Origin of the sequence: Dickeya poaceiphila (assembly GCF_007858975.2) — a bacterium.
Classification (GTDB): Bacteria; Pseudomonadota; Gammaproteobacteria; order Enterobacterales; family Enterobacteriaceae; genus Dickeya; species Dickeya poaceiphila.
Genome location: NZ_CP042220.2, coordinates 66,104 through 83,637, shown reverse-complemented (window position 1 = coordinate 83,637; position 17,534 = coordinate 66,104). Strand labels below are relative to the sequence as shown.

Below are 17,534 nucleotides of genomic sequence, written 5' to 3'. Positions count from 1 at the left end.
ACCCCCTGATGCTTATCGATTTTACGCCAGCGGATTATCCGCGCCTGATTCGCTGGATAGAGAGTGACGAACTGAATCTGCTGTGGGGCGGACCCACTTATTCGTTTCCACTCACGACCGCACAGATTACCAATCATCTTGCTAACCCACAGTTTGTCCCTTATCTGTTCAAACATCAGCGCAACATTGTGGGATTTATCGAGTTGTATCAGGTAGAACCACACCACAGCCGCTTGTGTCGGGTGTTTATCGACCCAGCCTTCCGTGGGGTTGGGCTGGCGCAAGCGATGTTAAAGGCCGCCATCCAACGGGCGGCGCAACAATTTGGGGCGCATACCATTTCGTTGTCGGTATTTAGCCATAACCACAGCGCGATGCGCTGTTATCAGTCGCTTGGCTTTCACATCGCTGCCGTCGCACCGTTTGGTGATAAGGGGCTGGAATTAACGACTATGCGTCTGATACTTTCATGCACCTGAAGCTGTAATACCTCAGCTTTTCGACGTTTCAGTTAATGTACTGTCATCCCAGATTAATCGGTAAAACCAAAGATATTTTCCCACCACCGCCTTGTTTACAGACTGAAAAAAAACCCCTCGCTTCTTACATAGAAAAAATATTCTTCCCGTCGCCACCATCGCTTAACCTTGGCAGTAGCCAAAAGACATTACTGAGGATTAATTATGTTATTGACACGCAAGCGCGTTGCCGGGTTGCTGTTATCGACCCTACCCTGGGCAGGGGCACAGGCGGAAACCGTCCCGACAAGCTGGGCGCTGGAAAAAGTGGTGGAGGTCAGCCGCCATGGTGTGCGACCACCGACTGAAGGCAATGTCAGAACAATTCAGGCAGGTACCAGTCGCAACTGGCCGACCTGGCTGACAAATTACGGTGAACTGACTGGTCACGGTTATGCGGCGGCAGTATTAAAAGGACAGTATGAAGGGCGCTATCTACGCCAGCACACGCTACTTCAACAACGCTGCCCAAAGCCCGGCGATGTGTTCGTCTGGGCCAGCCCGCTGCAACGCACACGGGAAACCGCTATGGCGTTGATGGATGGTGTCTTCCCCGGCTGTGGCGTTGCCATTCACGGCCCGGAAAGCGAAGAGAGTGATCCGCTGTTCCATGCCGAAACGGCTGGCGTATCGATTGATCAGGAGCGGGTAAAAGCCGACCTGCAAAAAGCGATGCAGGGCAAAAATGCCGCGCAGATCCAGGCGGAATGGCAGCCGTCGATTGACCGCCTGAAACGCGCGGTCTGCCTGCCAGATAAATCCTGCCCGGCATTCAGCACAACCTGGGAAGTGAAGGAAAGCAAAAGAGGGACCATCTCGCTGCACGGTCCCAAGGCACTAGCCAACATCGTGGAAACCATCGTGCTGGCCTACAGCAACAATAATCCGCTCAGTCAGGTGGCATTCGGTAACGTCAGAACCGCCGCTGAGGTCGCCGAACTGATGCCGCTGCTAACCGCTAGCTATGACTTCACTAACGACTTACCCTACGTAGCTCGTCGCGGCAGTTCGGTGTTGATGAACCAGATAGCGCTGGCGCTCAACCCGAAGCATCAGGCAGATGACCCGCCCGATGCCAAATGGCTGTTATACGTAGCCCACGATACCAATATCGCCAGACTACGCGCCATGATGGGCTTCACCTGGCAGATGGGAGATTACCCGCGCGGTAATATTCCACCGGCTGGTAGTCTGGTTTTCGAACGCTGGCGCAACCTGCGGTCTGATCAACGCTTCATACGCATCTACTTTCAGGCGCAATCACTGGATCAGATTCGCGGGCTGACCGTGCTGGATAATGAAAATCCGCCGCTGCGCAGTGAATTTTCAATGGAAGGCTGTCAGAAAACCGAGGTCGGCACCCTGTGCCCATACGATGCCGTCATGGCGCGTCTTAACGGGTCGGTAGATCGCACCGCGTTGTTGCGGGTGCGCTACACGATGTAATTTTACGGCCATCACGGGCGGGTCGCGTCCGTGATTAGCGAGGCACCGGCCATCACCACCAGAATCGCCAACTGATGCGCACGGCGCGATGTCAACATGCCGTTTCTCCGTTCTGTTTCTATCATTGCTTATCGGGCCGATTATTATACTGGATATCAACATCACCTTCGGATAGTAACATCAACGCCGATGCCTGCGCTGATGACCGCCATCACCTGATGATTGAATATTTATCTGTTTATCAAACAAATAAAACAACGCGCTGACATTGGAACGATTTTTTAATTGTCTTAAGTCTCTCTTAATGCTCTCCCGCTAGCATGACTCTATCGCATCCTCAGGTGCCGCCTTAACGACTGTCAACGCGCCATACAGGAGTAAGACATGAGTTTTTATCAGCAACTACAATCAGCAACGTCAACATCGCAACAACTGTTGATGTCGGCTCCGGTGATTAACGCCTGCCGTCAGGGGACAATTACAGGGGACATGTACATCGCCTTCCTGATACAGATTTACCATCACGTTAGTTATAGCGTGCCGCTATTAATGGCTGCGAGCGGGCGCGTGCCCCAGCATCAGGAGTGGGTACGTCAGGCAATTGTGCGGTACATTGACGCCGAGTACGGCTATAAGGCATCGCTCCTCGACACCATTCGCGCCTGTGGCGTTGAAACGGATACCTGGCGTCAGCGCGCGTCCGCTCAGTGGATAGAGTTAATGGCAGCCTATTTTTACGACCAGATCCAACGCGGCAATCCGATGAGTATTTTCGGCCTGATGCATGTATTAGAGAGCATTCATATGCATATCGCTCCCAACATCGCCGGGCAAGCTGCAATCGAACAGCCATCCGACGCCACGCGCCAGCCGCATTCACCAGATCACTCAGATCAGACTCTGCCCCCTTGCTGCGCGGAACTGATGGATAACATCAACGATGTAGCCGATCAGGCTGCCATTATTCACGCCGCTCACGTGGTGTATCGGCTGTACGGCGATATGCTGCACAGCTTCACGGAGCACTAAGTTATGAAGCTCGAAAATAAACGTATTCTATTGACCGGTGCCAGCAGCGATCTGGGCCAGGAACTGGCGCTGGCGCTGGCTGCAAGAGGTGCCAGACTCTATTTGGTTGGCCGTAACGAACAGGCATTGCTGGCGTTGCAGCGCAGGCTGCCTGACGCCAATCACCATAATATTCTGCTGGCGGATCTCTTCGACGAACAGGATCGTGACGCACTGGCCGAATGTTTTCCGGACAACGCCAGACTGGACGTGCTGATTAATAACGCGGCGCTTTCAACGTTCAGTCTGTTTGAGGATCAGAGCCACGAGACTATCCATCAACAGCTTTTGCTGAATGCCGAAGCACCGATCCTGTTGACTCATGCTCTGCTCGACAGCATCAATGCGCCCGGCATCATTATGAATATCGGTTCTACGTTGGGCGGCATCGGTTATCCGGGATACAGCGTATATTGCGCCAGCCAGTTTGCCTTGCGCGGATTTAGTGAAGCGCTGCACCGCGAATTGTCACACAAAAGAATTAAAGTACTGCATTTGGCACCCAGAGCCATCAAAACCAACGACAGTAACTCAGCAATAAACATTCTGACTCAGGAGTTGGGTTATCGTAGTGACAGCCCGTCCCAGGTAGCGGAACACGCGGTGAATGTACTGGAGCGGGAAAGCGTACGTCGGTGGCTGGGGTGGCCGGAAAAGCTGTTCGTTCGGCTCAATGCTCTGCTGCCTGCCGTGGTGGATAATGCTATCAAACGTCAGTTAGCCGTTATCCAGCGTTATGTAGCGTCGCAGAAAAATAGATAAATCAGCATGATAAACCGTCGATAATGTTACTGCTCGGTGGGCTACTGATAGCAGTTGTGGCCCATGCCAGCGATATATCGATGGATATCCACCGACAATGGCTGCTCTGCCAGTACAAAACGCTGGCACCCCAGAAAGCACCCTGTATAGGCACGCTAGGCCAGCAGTCGCAGGCTTAACTGAAAATTATCAGGCGTAGTCATGTCGTTTTTTTCACCTTTTATTCGCTCACCCAGATTAAAAAGCCTAATAATTTCATGATAAATTTGATTATTTTCTCACCTAATCGAAAATACCCAAAAAAGCAGCAATAATAGAAATTAATGAAAAAAAACAACAAAAAAACAAAAAGATAATAAATAAAACCAAAAAAAATCTGGCAAAAAAATGGGGAGTAAGACATTAAAATTTCGAAGAAATAACACTGTAATCAGAATTTGACATGAACATATCTGAAAAGCGAAAGAACCGGTTAAAAAAACACCAGACGATAGAAACAAAAAAACTCGCCATCTGTAAGATGCGAGTTTTATGTCACGGCAATCGGGATTTTACCGCTCTAAAAATGGTCGGTGAGAGAGGATTCGAACCTCCGACCCCTTCGTCCCGAACGAAGTGCGCTACCAGGCTGCGCCACTCACCGAATGCGGGGCGCATATTACTGCGCGCCTACCATAGCGTCAATCCCTTTTTCATCAAAGCCAATAGGTTGATGACAAAGTATCCGACGCCGCGATGAAATATCGTGATAGCCCATCAGCTCTCCCTGACCACCTCAGCCATGGCCTGATAAATTCTGACGTATACCTGTCATGATTTCACCCCTTGTTCGTTGAGCCATGTCAGTTGCCGAACAATCTCAGGGTGGTGCAGAAAGTCCCGAATACGCTGCGCTCGTCGGACGCCAATACCGGAAAACTGCTGCCATTGTGCAACTGAGCGCAGCTGTAATTGTTCAAGCGATACGCCATCCAGCACGTGTCGAGCGCTGGATGGCACCGGCAACCCTAACGCCAGCAACCAGCGTCGCAATGGCTGGCGGCGCGCCTGCTGAAACTGGCGATAAATCCGCTCCACCTGTCGTTCACCGAAATCACCAGCCGTCGCCAGTTGAGCTGGCTCAAGCGCCAGCCATGACACCACGTCGCCCAACGCACCACGCTGGATCAGGCGCTGCCAGGTGGCTTCATTGATGCCATTAAGTGATAAGCCATTGCGCCCACTCATCCATACCAGTCGGGCCAAAAACTGTGGCTGGCACTCCCGGCTCCATCGCAAGCAACTGAAAACATCAAAATGTGACATGTCCGGTACGGTTATCGTTTCACGTACAGCACCACGCCACACCACAGCATCTAACCGGGGAATACCCAGCCCCGCCAGACTGACGCTGACCCTATCCCCCGGCAGCACATCCCATTGCCGCCAACGAGATACCGAACCAAGACTGACCCTACTGATGGTTTTATCATCCAGCATGACTGGTTGCAGTTGCAGCAGCACAGTCATTCTGCCTGTGCGTCCAATCTCAACATCAACACCGGTGACCTCCGTTACCCGGTTCACCAGCGGATATTTCCAGGCGATGGCCCACTCCGCTGGCGTATCATGCCAGTAACGCCCGGCAGGCTCACGCTCCTGACGCACGACCACGCCATCAGTCACGAACGGCAACGGCGCGCGATACCAGCGCTCACGCCACTGCGCCGCCGCTTCCAGCGAGGAAACAGGCTGCGTGTAATCGGCGGTCAGCCCAAACCCCAGTTCCCGTAATGCTGCAAGCCTCGTCGGCATGTCCACAGGACCATCCGGCCAGGCCCAGATAAATATGCCAATGCGCGGCAGCAGCGGCGACGGCTGTTTCCGCCGCATTTCACCCGCCACCTGAGATCTCGCGTTGATACCGCCGGACTGCTGCTGACGGTGCCCCTCCACAGGTAGATACAACTCCCCCTGAAGAACCAGTCGGCCAGACATACCGGAGAATTGCTTTGGCACCGCATTTATCTGACGTACTTTGTCGGTCCAGTCCTCGCCCTGACGCCCATTGCCACGACTGATTGCTCTCACCAGTTTTCCCTGTTCGTACACCAGCGTCACCGCCACCCCATCTATCTTGGGTTGTATCCACAGATCATGATGTTGTGCAATCCACTGTTTCAGTTCGGTTGGTTCCGACAATTTTTTCAAGCCGGTATGCGCCACTGGATGCGGTTGTTTGCCGGTTGACGGCAAGCTGAGCGCAAAACGCCCGCCATCCACCTGAAAACAGACTTGCCAGGTCGCCAGCGTTTGACGCAACTGATCGTAAACCTGATCATCCACCGGACTCTGGCCCTGTTCATAATACGCGTTGTCCCACTGCGTAAGTTGCTGCCCCAGTTGGGTTATCTCCTGTTCAGCCCGTGCTGATGACCATGCCGGACAAGACGCCGCTTCGGTCAGTCCGCTCGCCATAAGCAACCCCACAGCAGCCAGCGCATATCGATATTGCATCGTCTTTCCTCCCTGAGCGAAAACCCAGGCATTAATGCGCAGACAAGAAGGAAATACGAGCACGAACATCAGGGAATGCGATACGCGCCGCATAGCATCGCGCCGGTTGCAGCAACCGAGATAAAAGCAGGAAAGCGCTTCGCAAAGCAGAAAGAAACGGGATGACAGATAACAGGCAGAGCGTCAGGCTGTATTTCATCACGCGACGACCCACACAACGGCGTGTATAATACGGGAAAATGCGCGACTGGCCGCACTCTCCTATCTTTTTCATCAGACACAGAATTCACTATGGCTCAAGGTACGTTGTACATTGTTTCCGCCCCCAGCGGGGCAGGAAAATCCAGTTTAATTCAGGCCTTGCTGAAAACGCAGCCGCTGTATGACACCCAGGTTTCCATTTCACACACGACCCGCGCCATGCGCCCCGGAGAAGTACACGGCGAACACTACTTCTTCGTACCGGTAGATGAATTCAAGCAAATGATCGAAGAGGGCGATTTTCTGGAATATGCCGAAGTTTTCGGCAATTATTACGGTACGTCCCGTGCGGCTATCGAACAAGTACTCTCCACCGGCGTTGATGTTTTTCTGGACATCGACTGGCAGGGCGCCCGCCAGATTCGCGAACGTATGCCGCAAGCGCGCAGTATCTTTATATTGCCGCCATCTCAGGAAGAACTGGAACGGCGCTTGCGCGGTCGCGGCCAGGACAGTGAAGAGGTTATCGCCCGCCGGATGAAACAGGCGGTGGCGGAAATGAGCCATTACGCCGAATACGATTATCTGATTGTGAATGATGATTTCGATCTGGCATTGTTGGATCTGAAAACCATTATTCGCGCCGAACGTCTGCGCTTGAGTCGTCAGAAAGTTCGACATGACGCTTTAATCACCAAACTATTGGCAGACTGACGGCACTTTCAGTATGATGCCCAGTCATTTTATTTCCCCACTGGAGTACACACTATGGCACGCGTAACTGTTCAGGACGCTGTAGAAAAAATTGGTAACCGTTTTGACCTGGTGTTGGTCGCAGCTCGTCGCGCCCGTCAGATCCAGGTGGGTGGCAAAGAGCCGCTGGTTCCGGAAGAAAACGACAAATACACCGTTATCGCCCTGCGCGAAATCGAAGAGGGTCTGATCAACAATCAGATTCTGGATACTCGTGACCGCCAGGAACAGCAGGAGCAGGAAGCAGCAGAAATTCAGGCAGTTACTGCTATCGCTGAAGGTCGTCGTTAATTCGCATCTTGTCGAGAGTCGCCCTTGTATCTGTTTGAAAGCCTCAATCTGCTGATTCAGCGTTATCTGCCGGAAGACCAGATAGCGCGCCTCAAGCAGGCTTATCTCGTTGCACGTGATGCTCACGAGGGCCAGACTCGCTCCAGCGGTGAGCCTTATATCACCCATCCTGTTGCGGTGGCCGGCATTCTGGCTGAAATGCGTCTCGACTACGAAACGTTGATGGCCGCCTTGCTGCATGATGTCATCGAAGATACGCCCACCACCTATCAGGATATAGAACAGCTGTTCGGCAAGAGCGTGGCTGAACTGGTGGAAGGCGTTTCCAAGCTGGATAAGCTGAAATTCCGCGATAAGAAAGAGGCCCAGGCAGAGAACTTCCGCAAAATGATCATGGCGATGGTGCAGGATATCCGCGTCATTTTGATCAAACTGGCTGACCGCACCCACAACATGCGTACGCTGGGTTCATTACGCCCGGACAAGCGCCGGCGTATCGCCAGAGAAACGCTGGAAATCTATAGCCCGCTTGCTCACCGTCTCGGTATTCATCACCTGAAAACTGAACTGGAAGAGCTGGGGTTTGAAGCGCTTTATCCCAACCGCTACCGGGTCATTAAAGAGGTCGTGAAGGCCGCCCGTGGCAACCGCAAAGAGATGATTCAAAAAATCCTCTCCGAGATTGAAGGGCGCCTGAAAGAAGCCGGCATCAGCTGTCGCGTTAGTGGCCGCGAAAAGCATCTGTACTCCATTTATTGCAAGATGCATCTGAAAGAACAGCGTTTCCACTCGATTATGGATATCTATGCCTTTCGGGTGATTGTCCGGGAAGTGGATACCTGTTATCGCGTGCTGGGGCAGGTACACAGCCTGTACAAACCGCGCCCTGGCCGTATGAAAGATTATATTGCCATTCCCAAGGCTAACGGTTATCAGTCGCTCCATACGTCCCTTATCGGCCCGCACGGTGTGCCGGTTGAAGTCCAAATCCGTACTGAGGACATGGACCAGATGGCAGAAATGGGGGTGGCTGCGCACTGGGCTTACAAAGAGGGCGAAAGCAGTACCACCACGGCCCAGGTACGCGCCCAACGCTGGATGCAAAGCCTGCTGGAACTACAGCAAAGCGCCGGTAGCTCGTTCGAATTCATCGAAAGCGTCAAATCCGATCTGTTTCCAGACGAAATTTACGTATTCACGCCAGAAGGCCGCATCGTCGAACTGCCTGCCGGAGCAACGCCGGTGGACTTTGCTTATGCGGTGCATACCGATATCGGTCACGCCTGTGTCGGCGCCCGCGTTGACCGCCAGCCGTACCCGCTGTCTCAGGCGCTGTCCAGCGGACAAACCATCGAAATTATTACCGCACCGGGTGCCAGACCTAACGCCGCCTGGCTCAACTTCGTGGTCAGCTCTAAAGCGCGCGCCAAAATTCGCCAGATGCTGAAAAACCTCAAGCGTGACGATTCGGTCAGCCTGGGGCGTCGTCTAATTAACCACGCATTGGGAAGTGGCCGTAAACTGTCTGACATTCCGGAACCGAATATTCAGCGAGAGCTGGATCGTATGAAGCTCGCCTCACTGGATGACCTGCTGGCGGAAATCGGTCTTGGCAACGCCATGAGCGTGGTGGTGGCGCGCAACCTGCTGGAAGAACACGCCGAAACCGGTGCTGACGGCATCCGCAAATTGCCTATCAAGGGCGCTGACGGTGTCTTAATCACCTTCGCCAAATGCTGTCGCCCGATCCCCGGCGACCCAATCATCGCGCATGTCAGCCCCGGCAAAGGGCTGGTGATTCATCATGAGTCCTGCCGCAATATCCGTGGCTACCAAAAAGAACCGGAAAAATTCATGGCGGTAGAGTGGGATGAAGTGACCGAGCAGGAGTTCATGACGGAGATCAAGGTCGATATGTTCAACCATCAAGGGGCATTGGCCAACCTGACGGCGGCGATCAGCTCATCAAACTCCAATATTCAGAGTATCAACACCGAAGAACGGGATGGCCGGGTGTACAGCGCCTTTATTCGCCTCACCACACGCGACCGTATCCATCTTGCGAATATTATGCGCAAGATCCGCGTAATGCCGGACGTGATTAAAGTGAACCGTAACCGAAATTAGCCTGTTATGACCCCAGAACGTTACACACGTATCCGCGAGATGCTCAACAACCGTCAGCCTGATCTGACGGTGTGCATGGAGCAGGTGCATAAGCCTCACAACGTCTCCGCCGTTATCCGTACAGCTGATGCGGTTGGTGTGCATCAGGTTCATGCCGTGTGGCCCACCAACCGCATGAAAACCCTGGTGTCTACCGCCGCAGGCAGCAACAGTTGGGTACAGGTCAAAACCCACCGCACCATTCAGGATGCAGTCAGCACGCTGAAAATGCAGGGGATGCAAATTCTGGCGACTAATCTGTCTGCCAACGCGGTTGACTTCCGTGATGTAGATTACACCCACCCTACCTGCATCCTGCTTGGACAGGAAAAAACCGGCATTTCCGACGATGCACTGGCGCTTGCTGATCAAGACATCATCATTCCGATGATCGGTATGGTGCAGTCACTGAATGTCTCGGTGGCTTCCGCATTGATTCTGTACGAAGCGCAACGCCAGCGCCAACTGGCCGGTATGTACCAGCGCGAATGCAGCCCTCTGGATGAGGAGGAACAGCAGCGCCTGCTATTTGAAGGGGGTTACCCGGTATTGGCCCGCGTCGCCAAACGAAAAGGGTTAGCGCGCCCACATATTGACCAGACCGGTCAGGTGATTGCCGATGCGCCCTGGTGGGCGGCGATGCAATCCACGGAGCAATAATGGATAGCCGCCTGCTGCATACCCAGCCGTTGAGTACCCTTGCCGGCGTCGGGGCCAGCCAGGCGGAAAAGCTGGCCCGTCTCGGTCTGGAAACCGTGCAGGATCTGCTGCTGCACCTGCCATTGCGCTATGAAGACCGCACCCACCTTTACCCGATTAACGATGTACTACCAGGCATGTACGTTACCGTCGAAGGTGAAGTGCTGCGCAGCGACATCACGTTTGGTCGCCGCCGGATGTTAACCTGCCAGATCAGCGACGGCACCGGTATGCTGACGCTACGCTTCTTTAATTTTAACGCTGCCATGAAAAACAGCCTGTCGCCGGGCCAGCGTGTGCTGGCTTATGGGGAAATACGGCGCGGCAAGCTGGGCGGCGAAATGATCCATCCGGAATACCGGGTTCAGGGAGAAAGCAGCGAGGTCGAATTGCAGGAAACCCTGACGCCGGTCTACCCCGCTACCGAAGGTATACGGCAGGCTACGCTGCGCAAACTGACCGATCAGGCGCTGAAACTGCTAGATACCCACCCGATTGACGAACTGCTGCCCCAGGAGATGCGCCACGGGTTGACAAGCCTGCCGGATGCATTACGGACCCTGCACCGCCCACCGCCGGATGTGAAACTGGCGGAGCTGGAACAAGGGAAACATCCGGCACAGCAGCGTCTGGTAATGGAAGAACTGCTGGCGCACCACCTGAGTATGCTGGCGGTGCGCGCGGGTGCACAACGCCACCTGGCGCTGGCGCTTGATACCAAAGACGACCTGAAACAACAACTGCTGGCCGTCCTGCCGTTCAGCCCCACCGGTGCGCAACAGCGTGTGGTGGCGGAAATCGAACAGGATATGAACAAACCGTTTCCGATGATGCGTCTGGTACAGGGCGACGTAGGCTCTGGTAAAACACTGGTAGCCGCGCTGGCCGCGTTGCGGACCATCGCTCACGGCAAACAGGTGGCGCTGATGGCGCCGACCGAACTTCTGGCTGAGCAACACGCCGCCAACTTCCGTCGCTGGTTTGAACCGCTGGGTATTGAGGTTGGCTGGCTGGCAGGCAAGCAAAAAGGCAAGGCGCGACAGGCCCAGCAGGACGCTATCGCCAGTGGACAGGTATCTATGGTGGTCGGCACCCATGCTATTTTTCAGCAACAGGTGCAGTTCAACGGTCTGGCGCTGGTGATCATCGACGAACAACATCGCTTTGGCGTGCATCAGCGGTTGGCGTTGTGGGAAAAAGGCGAGGAGCAGGGCTTCCATCCTCATCAGTTAATCATGACTGCCACGCCGATCCCCCGGACGCTGGCGATGACCGCCTATGCCGATCTGGACACCTCAGTGATTGATGAACTGCCGCCAGGTCGCACGCCGGTTACTACTGTCGCTATTCCAGATACCCGACGCGATGACATTATCCAGCGGGTGCGCAACGCCTGTCTGCAGGAAGGGCGGCAGGCGTACTGGGTCTGTACCTTGATCGAAGAATCCGAATTGCTGGAAGCGCAGGCAGCCGAAGCCACCTGTCAGGAACTGAAAGCCGCGTTGCCCGACCTCGCTGTCGGTCTGGTGCATGGCCGGATGAAAGCTCAGGAAAAGCAGGCCGTCATGGCAGCATTCAAAGCCAATCAACTCCACTTGCTGGTCGCCACCACGGTAATTGAAGTTGGGGTGGATGTGCCGAACGCCAGCCTGATGATCATCGAAAATCCGGAACGACTGGGGCTGGCGCAGTTACATCAGTTACGTGGTCGCGTAGGGCGCGGCGCAGTCGCCTCCCACTGTGTACTGTTGTACAAATCGCCACTGAGTAAAACGGCCCAGATGCGGCTACAGGTTCTACGCGACAGCAACGACGGCTTCGTGATCGCCCAACGCGATCTGGAAATTCGGGGACCGGGTGAATTGCTGGGCACCCGTCAGACCGGTAACGCCGCCTTCAAGGTGGCGGATTTACTGCGCGATCAGGCGTTGATTCCACAGGTTCAGCGGGTGTCGCGGCATATCCATGAACACTACCCGGAACATGCCAGAGCGTTGATTGAACGCTGGTTACCAGAGCGCACCCGTTATACCAACGCCTGAGAATAACTCCAGCGCTCTATTTCCCCCACTTTGTTTCAAGTTCGCCTTATATCTGATGGTTAACAAGCCATTATGTTCCGCGATAAGTAAATCCCATCCCGCAATCGATTGCTTTTACAGTGAAGATGATTAAAATGCGCTTTTTGCCGTTCAGGAGCGCCCCACTATCATGAGTCTTTCCACCACCGAGCTACCTCAGGCCGATGCCGCCACCCCAGCGCACAGCGAACTGATTTACCGTCTGGAGGACCGGCCTCCTTTACCGCAAACCCTGTTTGCCGCCTGCCAGCATCTGCTGGCCATGTTCGTCGCGGTGATTACCCCGGCATTGCTGATTTGTCAGGCGTTGGGCCTGCCAGCGCAGGATACCCAGCACATCATCAGCATGTCGCTGTTCGCTTCCGGCCTGGCATCTATTCTGCAAATCAAAACCTGGGGACCGGTTGGCTCCGGCTTGTTGTCCATTCAGGGCACCAGCTTCAACTTCGTCACCCCGTTAATCATGGGCGGTATGGCGCTGAAAAACGGCGGTGCCGATGTGCCGACGATGATGGCAGCGCTATTCGGCACGCTGATGGTTGCCTCCTGCACTGAAATTCTGCTGTCACGCGTTTTACACCTGGCGCGTCGCATCATCACGCCGCTGGTTTCCGGCATCGTCGTGATGATCATCGGCCTGTCGCTGATTCAGGTTGGCCTGACCTCAATCGGCGGCGGTTTTGCCGCCATGAGTAACCACACGTTCGGCGCACCGAAGAACCTGCTGCTGGCAGCCATCGTGCTGGTGGTGATCATCATCCTGAACCGTCAACGTAACCCTTACCTGCGTGTGGCGTCGCTGGTGATCGCTATGGCTGTCGGTTATCTGGCTGCCGGGCTAATGGGTATGCTGCCGGAAAGTACCAACACATCCAGCCACTCGCTGATTAACGTCCCCACCCCGTTGTACTATGGCCTTGGCTTTGACTGGAATCTGCTGATCCCGCTGATGCTGGTATTCATGGTGACCTCGCTGGAAACCATCGGTGATATCACCGCCACTTCCGACGTCTCCGAGCAGCCGGTCAGCGGCCCGCTCTACATGAAGCGCCTGAAGGGCGGCGTACTGGCTAACGGCCTGAACTCTTGCCTGTCTGCCGTGTTCAATACCTTCCCCAACTCCTGCTTTGGGCAGAACAATGGCGTGATTCAACTGACCGGGGTTGCCAGTCGCTATGTCGGTTTCGTGGTAGCGTTGATGCTGATAGTACTGGGTCTGTTCCCGGCGGTGAGCGGTTTTGTGCAGCATATTCCAGAGCCGGTTCTGGGCGGCGCAACCATCGTCATGTTCGGCACTATCGCCGCATCTGGAGTACGAATTGTCTCCCGCGAGCCGCTTAATCGTCGCGCTATTATGATCATCGCGCTGTCGCTGGCCGTTGGTCTGGGTGTCTCCCAGCAGCCGCTGATTTTGCAGTTCGCGCCGGAATGGCTGAAAACGCTGCTGTCATCAGGCATTGCTGCGGGCGGTATCACAGCGATTGTGTTGAATCTGGTCTTTCCTCACGAAAAAGCGTAAGCCGCGCTTCCAGAAATTTTTCTTCTTACGTGATAATAAGGGCCGATGGCGGTATACCCTAAATAATTCGAGTTTCAGGCAGGCGGCAAGGGAAGGAATCCCGATGAGCTTACTCAGGTAAGTGATTCGGGTGACTGAGCGCAGCCAACGCACCTGTAACTTGAAGTATGACGGGTATAACATCGGCCCTTATTTATTGTCTGTAATAAGTTACTTGTTGAGACGACTGGATAATTACGGCATAACACCATCATCCTTTGCGACTGGCGCGGATTTAAGCAATGAAACTTATAGGGAAACTTCTTCTCACGATGCTGTTACTGGCGCTACTGGCTGTGGTGGTGCTGTACGTACTGGCCCAAACTGAATGGGGTGCCAGGCATATCAGTCAGTGGGTCAATCAACGTACCGAATACCAGGTGTCATTCAGAAAGATGGCGCATGACTGGTCTTCCCCCGGCAGTATTCAATTGCTGGACGTTAATTTCGGCCATAAAAACCAACCTGTCACACTGGTCGCGCAACGCATAGCTGTGGGATTCAGCGTGCGTCAGATTACCGAACCGCGCCATTTTTCCAGCCTGATGCTGGAAGGCGGTACGCTCAATTTGGGTCAGACCGATTTTACACTGCCGATTGAAGCGGATGTTCTGCAACTGAAAGCCATGGCGTTACATGCGCAGGATGGCGACTGGCGATTGAAAGGTGAGCGGGTAACCGGCGGTATTACTCCGTGGCAGCCAGAACCCGGCTCTCTGCTGGGTAAAAAGGCCGCTTTCCAGCTCAGTGCGAACTCCCTGCTCCTCAATGACCTGCCTGCCAGCAAAGTATTGGTGCAAGGGCAGTTTAATGGTCAGCAATTGACGCTGGAAAACCTCGGCGCCGATGTGGCACGGGGCGAATTGACCGGTAACGCTTCCCGTGCGGCGGACGGCAGTTGGCTTGTCAATAACCTGCGGCTGAGTAATGTCCGGTTGCAAACCCGACAATCAATGGCGGATTTCTGGCAACCGATAACTCGTCTGCCTGCGGTAACCGTCAATCGCTTCGACCTGATCGATGCCCGTATCGAAGGGCAAAACTGGGCGTTTACCGATTTGGACGTCACCCTGCAAAACGTGACTTTCCGGCAGAATAACTGGCAGAGCGACGACGGCTCGCTGTCATTCAATGCTACCGATATCGTCAACGGCAACATGCATCTGGTTGACCCGATTGTCAGCCTGGATTTGTCAAAACAGGGTGTAAACATCAAACAGTTTTCCACCCGCTGGGAAGGTGGCCTACTGCGCACCAGCGGCAACTGGCAACGCAGCAACCAGCGACTGACGCTGGATGAACTGGTGGTAGCCGGCATGGAATACACGCTGCCGACGGACTGGCGTCAACGCTGGCAGCAAACGCTGCCCGACTGGCTGGCGGAAGTAGAGCTGAGAAAATTCAGCGCCAATCATAACCTGCTGATTGATATTAACCCGGCGTTTCCTTTCCAGCTTACCGCGTTGGACGGCTTCGGTAACAACCTGTTGCTGGCACGTAACCATCAGTGGGGTGTGTGGCAAGGCACGTTGAACCTGAATGCCAGTGACGCCACCTTCAACAAGGTGGATGTTCGTCGTCCCTCACTGGCGTTAAACGCTAACGACAACCAAATCACGTTAACGGACCTGAGCGCGTTTACCCAAAGCGGCTTACTGGAAGCCAAAGCAGTGATTGCGCAGCAGCCCACGCGAAATTTTACGCTGGATCTGACTGGCAAAGCCGTGGCGTTTGATGTGCTGACCGGGTGGGGTTGGCCAACGCCAGCCACTGCCCCCACCGGCAATACCAACTTACAGTTGCATCTGAACGGTCGGCTGGAGGCAGCAAGCCCGCTTGGGCCAACACTCAGCGGTACGCTACAAGGCATTGACAGTGCCGGGCACACCATCAGCCAGACCATGCATCAGGGAACAGTGGCAGACAGTGCGCCCGCTGCGGTCGCCACACCGGTAGAACCGGCGATCTCGCCAGCGGCACCAGCAGCCACCCAGCCTTAAGCACGGAACGCCATAAAACAAACAGCCACCATCATGGTGGCTGTTTCTATATCCGACTTTAAAATCAGCGAATAGCCGATCCCCCCTGCTCCAGCGATTCATTCTGATCTGGCGGCAGCACAATGTAGACACCTTCAAACACGGCACCTTTTTTATCATTGCCAAACAGTTCTACCTGTAACTTTACCCGCGCTTTGCGGCCACGCGCCAGCCGATCCAGATCGCCGCTCAGCGACCCTAAATCTGCCACCGCGCTGGGACGCCCGGTTACCGGTGTGCTGTAGCGAATATGCGCGTCAGCCAGAATAATGGTGCCGCCCAGTTGCCGTTCACGCAGCAGCAACCAGATAAGCCCCCACCCTGTCAGGGTCGCCAGTGAGAACATGCTACCGGCAAACAGCGTATGGTGCGGATTCTGGTTCCCCGTCTCCGGCATGGTGGTAATAAATTTCTGCCCGGTGTACTGGCTGATGCGCACACCCATTTTTTCACTCAACGGGATATGGTTGTACCATGCCTGCTGTAGCTGACCACACCAGTCTGGGCGATGCAAAATGTCATCCAACGTTGCCACCGGCTTAATCATTAAAAAGTGGCGCAACGGCGTGGTCATCGGTGTGGTGATTTCACCCTGATTGACAAAGCCAAGGCGGGAGAAAAACGCCATTGCATCTTCGCGGGCGCTACACACTACCCGCTTTACCCCTTCCTGACGCGCCACCGACTCCAGCGCCATCGCCATCAGGGTGCCAAGTCCTTTACGTTGAACATCAGGATGGACCGCCAGAAAACGTATCGACGCTTCATTGTCGGCATTGATTGAGAGACGACCAACCGCCACCAAATTACCTTGGGCATCGACAATGGTTTGGTGGTGCGCCAGCGCATCATAGGCATCTCGTTCGGAACCCAGCGGTTGATGCAACGGTTTACGCAACATTTCCCAACGGAACTGGTAATAGGCATCCAGCTCTTCAGCGCTTTCCGGTACTCTCAGGTAATACATAACCGTCCCTCTCAACGCATACTCATGCTGCAACCCATACCCATAACCAGACTATACCTGCAACCAGAAGGTTACAGGCCCATCATTCACCAGAGACACTTGCATGTCCGCGGCAAAACGGCCAGTTTCCGTCGTTAGCCCATGCTCACGGCATTGGGCGACAAAATACTGATACAGCCGATCAGCTTCTGCCGGGGCAGCTCCGCGGGAAAAACTGGGGCGCATCCCCTTTTGCGTATCCGCCGCCAGCGTAAACTGCGACACCACCAACACACTGCCCCCGGCTTGCTGAACATTCAGATTCATCTTGCCGTTATCATCACTGAAAATCCGATAGCCGATCACCTTTTCACACAAACGGGTGGCCTTTTGTTGATTATCACCGTGCTCTACGCCCAGCAATACCAACAGACCGTGGCCAATCTCCCCAACCACCGCCCCATCAACCTTCACGCTGGCGGCAGATACCCGCTGAATTAATGCGATCAT

At 54.5% G+C, this 17,534-nt stretch carries 16 protein-coding genes and 1 tRNA gene; 12 read left to right on the top strand and 5 right to left on the bottom strand.

All coding sequences use genetic code 11. The features are described from left to right. The first annotated feature begins 8 nt into the window (after positions 1-8). From Dpoa569_RS00360 to Dpoa569_RS00340, 5 genes are all read left to right on the top strand, one after another. Positions 9-479, top strand: a complete 471-nt coding sequence (locus Dpoa569_RS00360; RefSeq protein ID WP_227983105.1) for a GNAT family N-acetyltransferase — start codon at positions 9-11, stop codon at positions 477-479. Positions 480-683: 204 nt separating this feature from the next. Beyond that, positions 684-1,964: a histidine-type phosphatase gene (locus tag Dpoa569_RS00355; protein WP_042867572.1), complete on the top strand. Its 1,281-nt coding sequence runs from the start codon at positions 684-686 to the stop codon at positions 1,962-1,964. A gap of 384 nt (positions 1,965-2,348) precedes the next feature. After that, the gene (locus Dpoa569_RS00350) at positions 2,349-2,993 is read left to right on the top strand and encodes an iron-containing redox enzyme family protein (protein ID WP_042867569.1); all 645 of its coding nucleotides are present in this window, start codon (positions 2,349-2,351) and stop codon (positions 2,991-2,993) included. A 3-nt stretch (positions 2,994-2,996) separates the two neighbouring features. Then, positions 2,997-3,794, top strand: coding sequence for an SDR family oxidoreductase (locus Dpoa569_RS00345; protein ID WP_042867566.1), 798 nt, complete (start codon positions 2,997-2,999; stop codon positions 3,792-3,794). 23 nt (positions 3,795-3,817) lie between these two features. Next, on the top strand, positions 3,818-3,973 hold the full coding sequence (locus Dpoa569_RS00340) for a hypothetical protein (RefSeq protein WP_155683824.1): 156 nt from the start codon (positions 3,818-3,820) through the stop codon (positions 3,971-3,973). A 387-nt stretch (positions 3,974-4,360) separates the two neighbouring features. On the opposite strand, the gene Dpoa569_RS00335 is transcribed toward Dpoa569_RS00340, so the two are convergent. From Dpoa569_RS00335 to Dpoa569_RS00325, 3 genes are all read right to left on the bottom strand, one after another. After that, positions 4,361-4,437, bottom strand: a tRNA-Pro gene (locus Dpoa569_RS00335). A 167-nt stretch (positions 4,438-4,604) separates the two neighbouring features. Continuing rightward, positions 4,605-6,290: an NAD-dependent DNA ligase LigB gene (ligB, locus tag Dpoa569_RS00330; protein ID WP_042867564.1), complete on the bottom strand. Its 1,686-nt coding sequence runs from the start codon at positions 6,288-6,290 to the stop codon at positions 4,605-4,607. A 31-nt stretch (positions 6,291-6,321) separates the two neighbouring features. Continuing rightward, positions 6,322-6,564, bottom strand: a complete 243-nt coding sequence (locus Dpoa569_RS00325; protein WP_128569648.1) for a hypothetical protein — start codon at positions 6,562-6,564, stop codon at positions 6,322-6,324. 17 nt (positions 6,565-6,581) lie between these two features. Between Dpoa569_RS00325 and gmk the strand changes: the two genes are divergently transcribed. The 7 genes from gmk to Dpoa569_RS00290 all read left to right on the top strand — a co-directional run bounded on the left by gmk (position 6,582) and on the right by Dpoa569_RS00290 (position 16,039). Next, positions 6,582-7,205, top strand: coding sequence for a guanylate kinase (gene gmk, locus Dpoa569_RS00320; protein ID WP_042867562.1), 624 nt, complete (start codon positions 6,582-6,584; stop codon positions 7,203-7,205). A gap of 54 nt (positions 7,206-7,259) precedes the next feature. Further along, positions 7,260-7,535 carry a DNA-directed RNA polymerase subunit omega gene (gene rpoZ, locus Dpoa569_RS00315; protein ID WP_042867559.1) on the top strand — a complete coding sequence of 92 codons (276 nt, stop codon included), beginning with the start codon at positions 7,260-7,262 and terminating at the stop codon, positions 7,533-7,535. Positions 7,536-7,559: 24 nt separating this feature from the next. Continuing rightward, positions 7,560-9,662 (top strand): bifunctional GTP diphosphokinase/guanosine-3',5'-bis pyrophosphate 3'-pyrophosphohydrolase, encoded by a 2,103-nt coding sequence (gene spoT, locus Dpoa569_RS00310; RefSeq protein ID WP_146410925.1) that lies wholly within the window; start codon positions 7,560-7,562, stop codon positions 9,660-9,662. Positions 9,663-9,668: 6 nt separating this feature from the next. Then, the gene (gene trmH, locus Dpoa569_RS00305) at positions 9,669-10,361 is read left to right on the top strand and encodes a tRNA (guanosine(18)-2'-O)-methyltransferase TrmH (protein ID WP_042867556.1); all 693 of its coding nucleotides are present in this window, start codon (positions 9,669-9,671) and stop codon (positions 10,359-10,361) included. Beyond that, positions 10,361-12,442: an ATP-dependent DNA helicase RecG gene (gene recG / locus Dpoa569_RS00300; protein WP_042867553.1), complete on the top strand. Its 2,082-nt coding sequence runs from the start codon at positions 10,361-10,363 to the stop codon at positions 12,440-12,442. Before trmH ends, recG begins: the two co-directional genes overlap by 1 nt. A 169-nt stretch (positions 12,443-12,611) precedes the next feature. After that, complete coding sequence (locus Dpoa569_RS00295; RefSeq protein ID WP_042867549.1) at positions 12,612-14,000, top strand: nucleobase:cation symporter-2 family protein; 1,389 nt, start codon at positions 12,612-12,614, stop codon at positions 13,998-14,000. Between the two features lie 281 nt (positions 14,001-14,281). Next, a complete protein-coding gene (locus tag Dpoa569_RS00290) occupies positions 14,282-16,039 on the top strand; it encodes an AsmA family protein (protein WP_042867548.1) in 1,758 nt (585 codons plus the stop codon). Between the two features lie 64 nt (positions 16,040-16,103). Here the strand turns inward: Dpoa569_RS00290 and fabY are convergent, their stop codons facing one another. Both fabY and dtd read right to left on the bottom strand, forming a co-directional pair. Further along, positions 16,104-17,045 (bottom strand): fatty acid biosynthesis protein FabY, encoded by a 942-nt coding sequence (gene fabY / locus Dpoa569_RS00285; RefSeq protein ID WP_042867545.1) that lies wholly within the window; start codon positions 17,043-17,045, stop codon positions 16,104-16,106. Between the two features lie 51 nt (positions 17,046-17,096). Further along, positions 17,097-17,534, bottom strand: coding sequence for a D-aminoacyl-tRNA deacylase (dtd, locus tag Dpoa569_RS00280; RefSeq protein ID WP_042867543.1), 438 nt, complete (start codon positions 17,532-17,534; stop codon positions 17,097-17,099).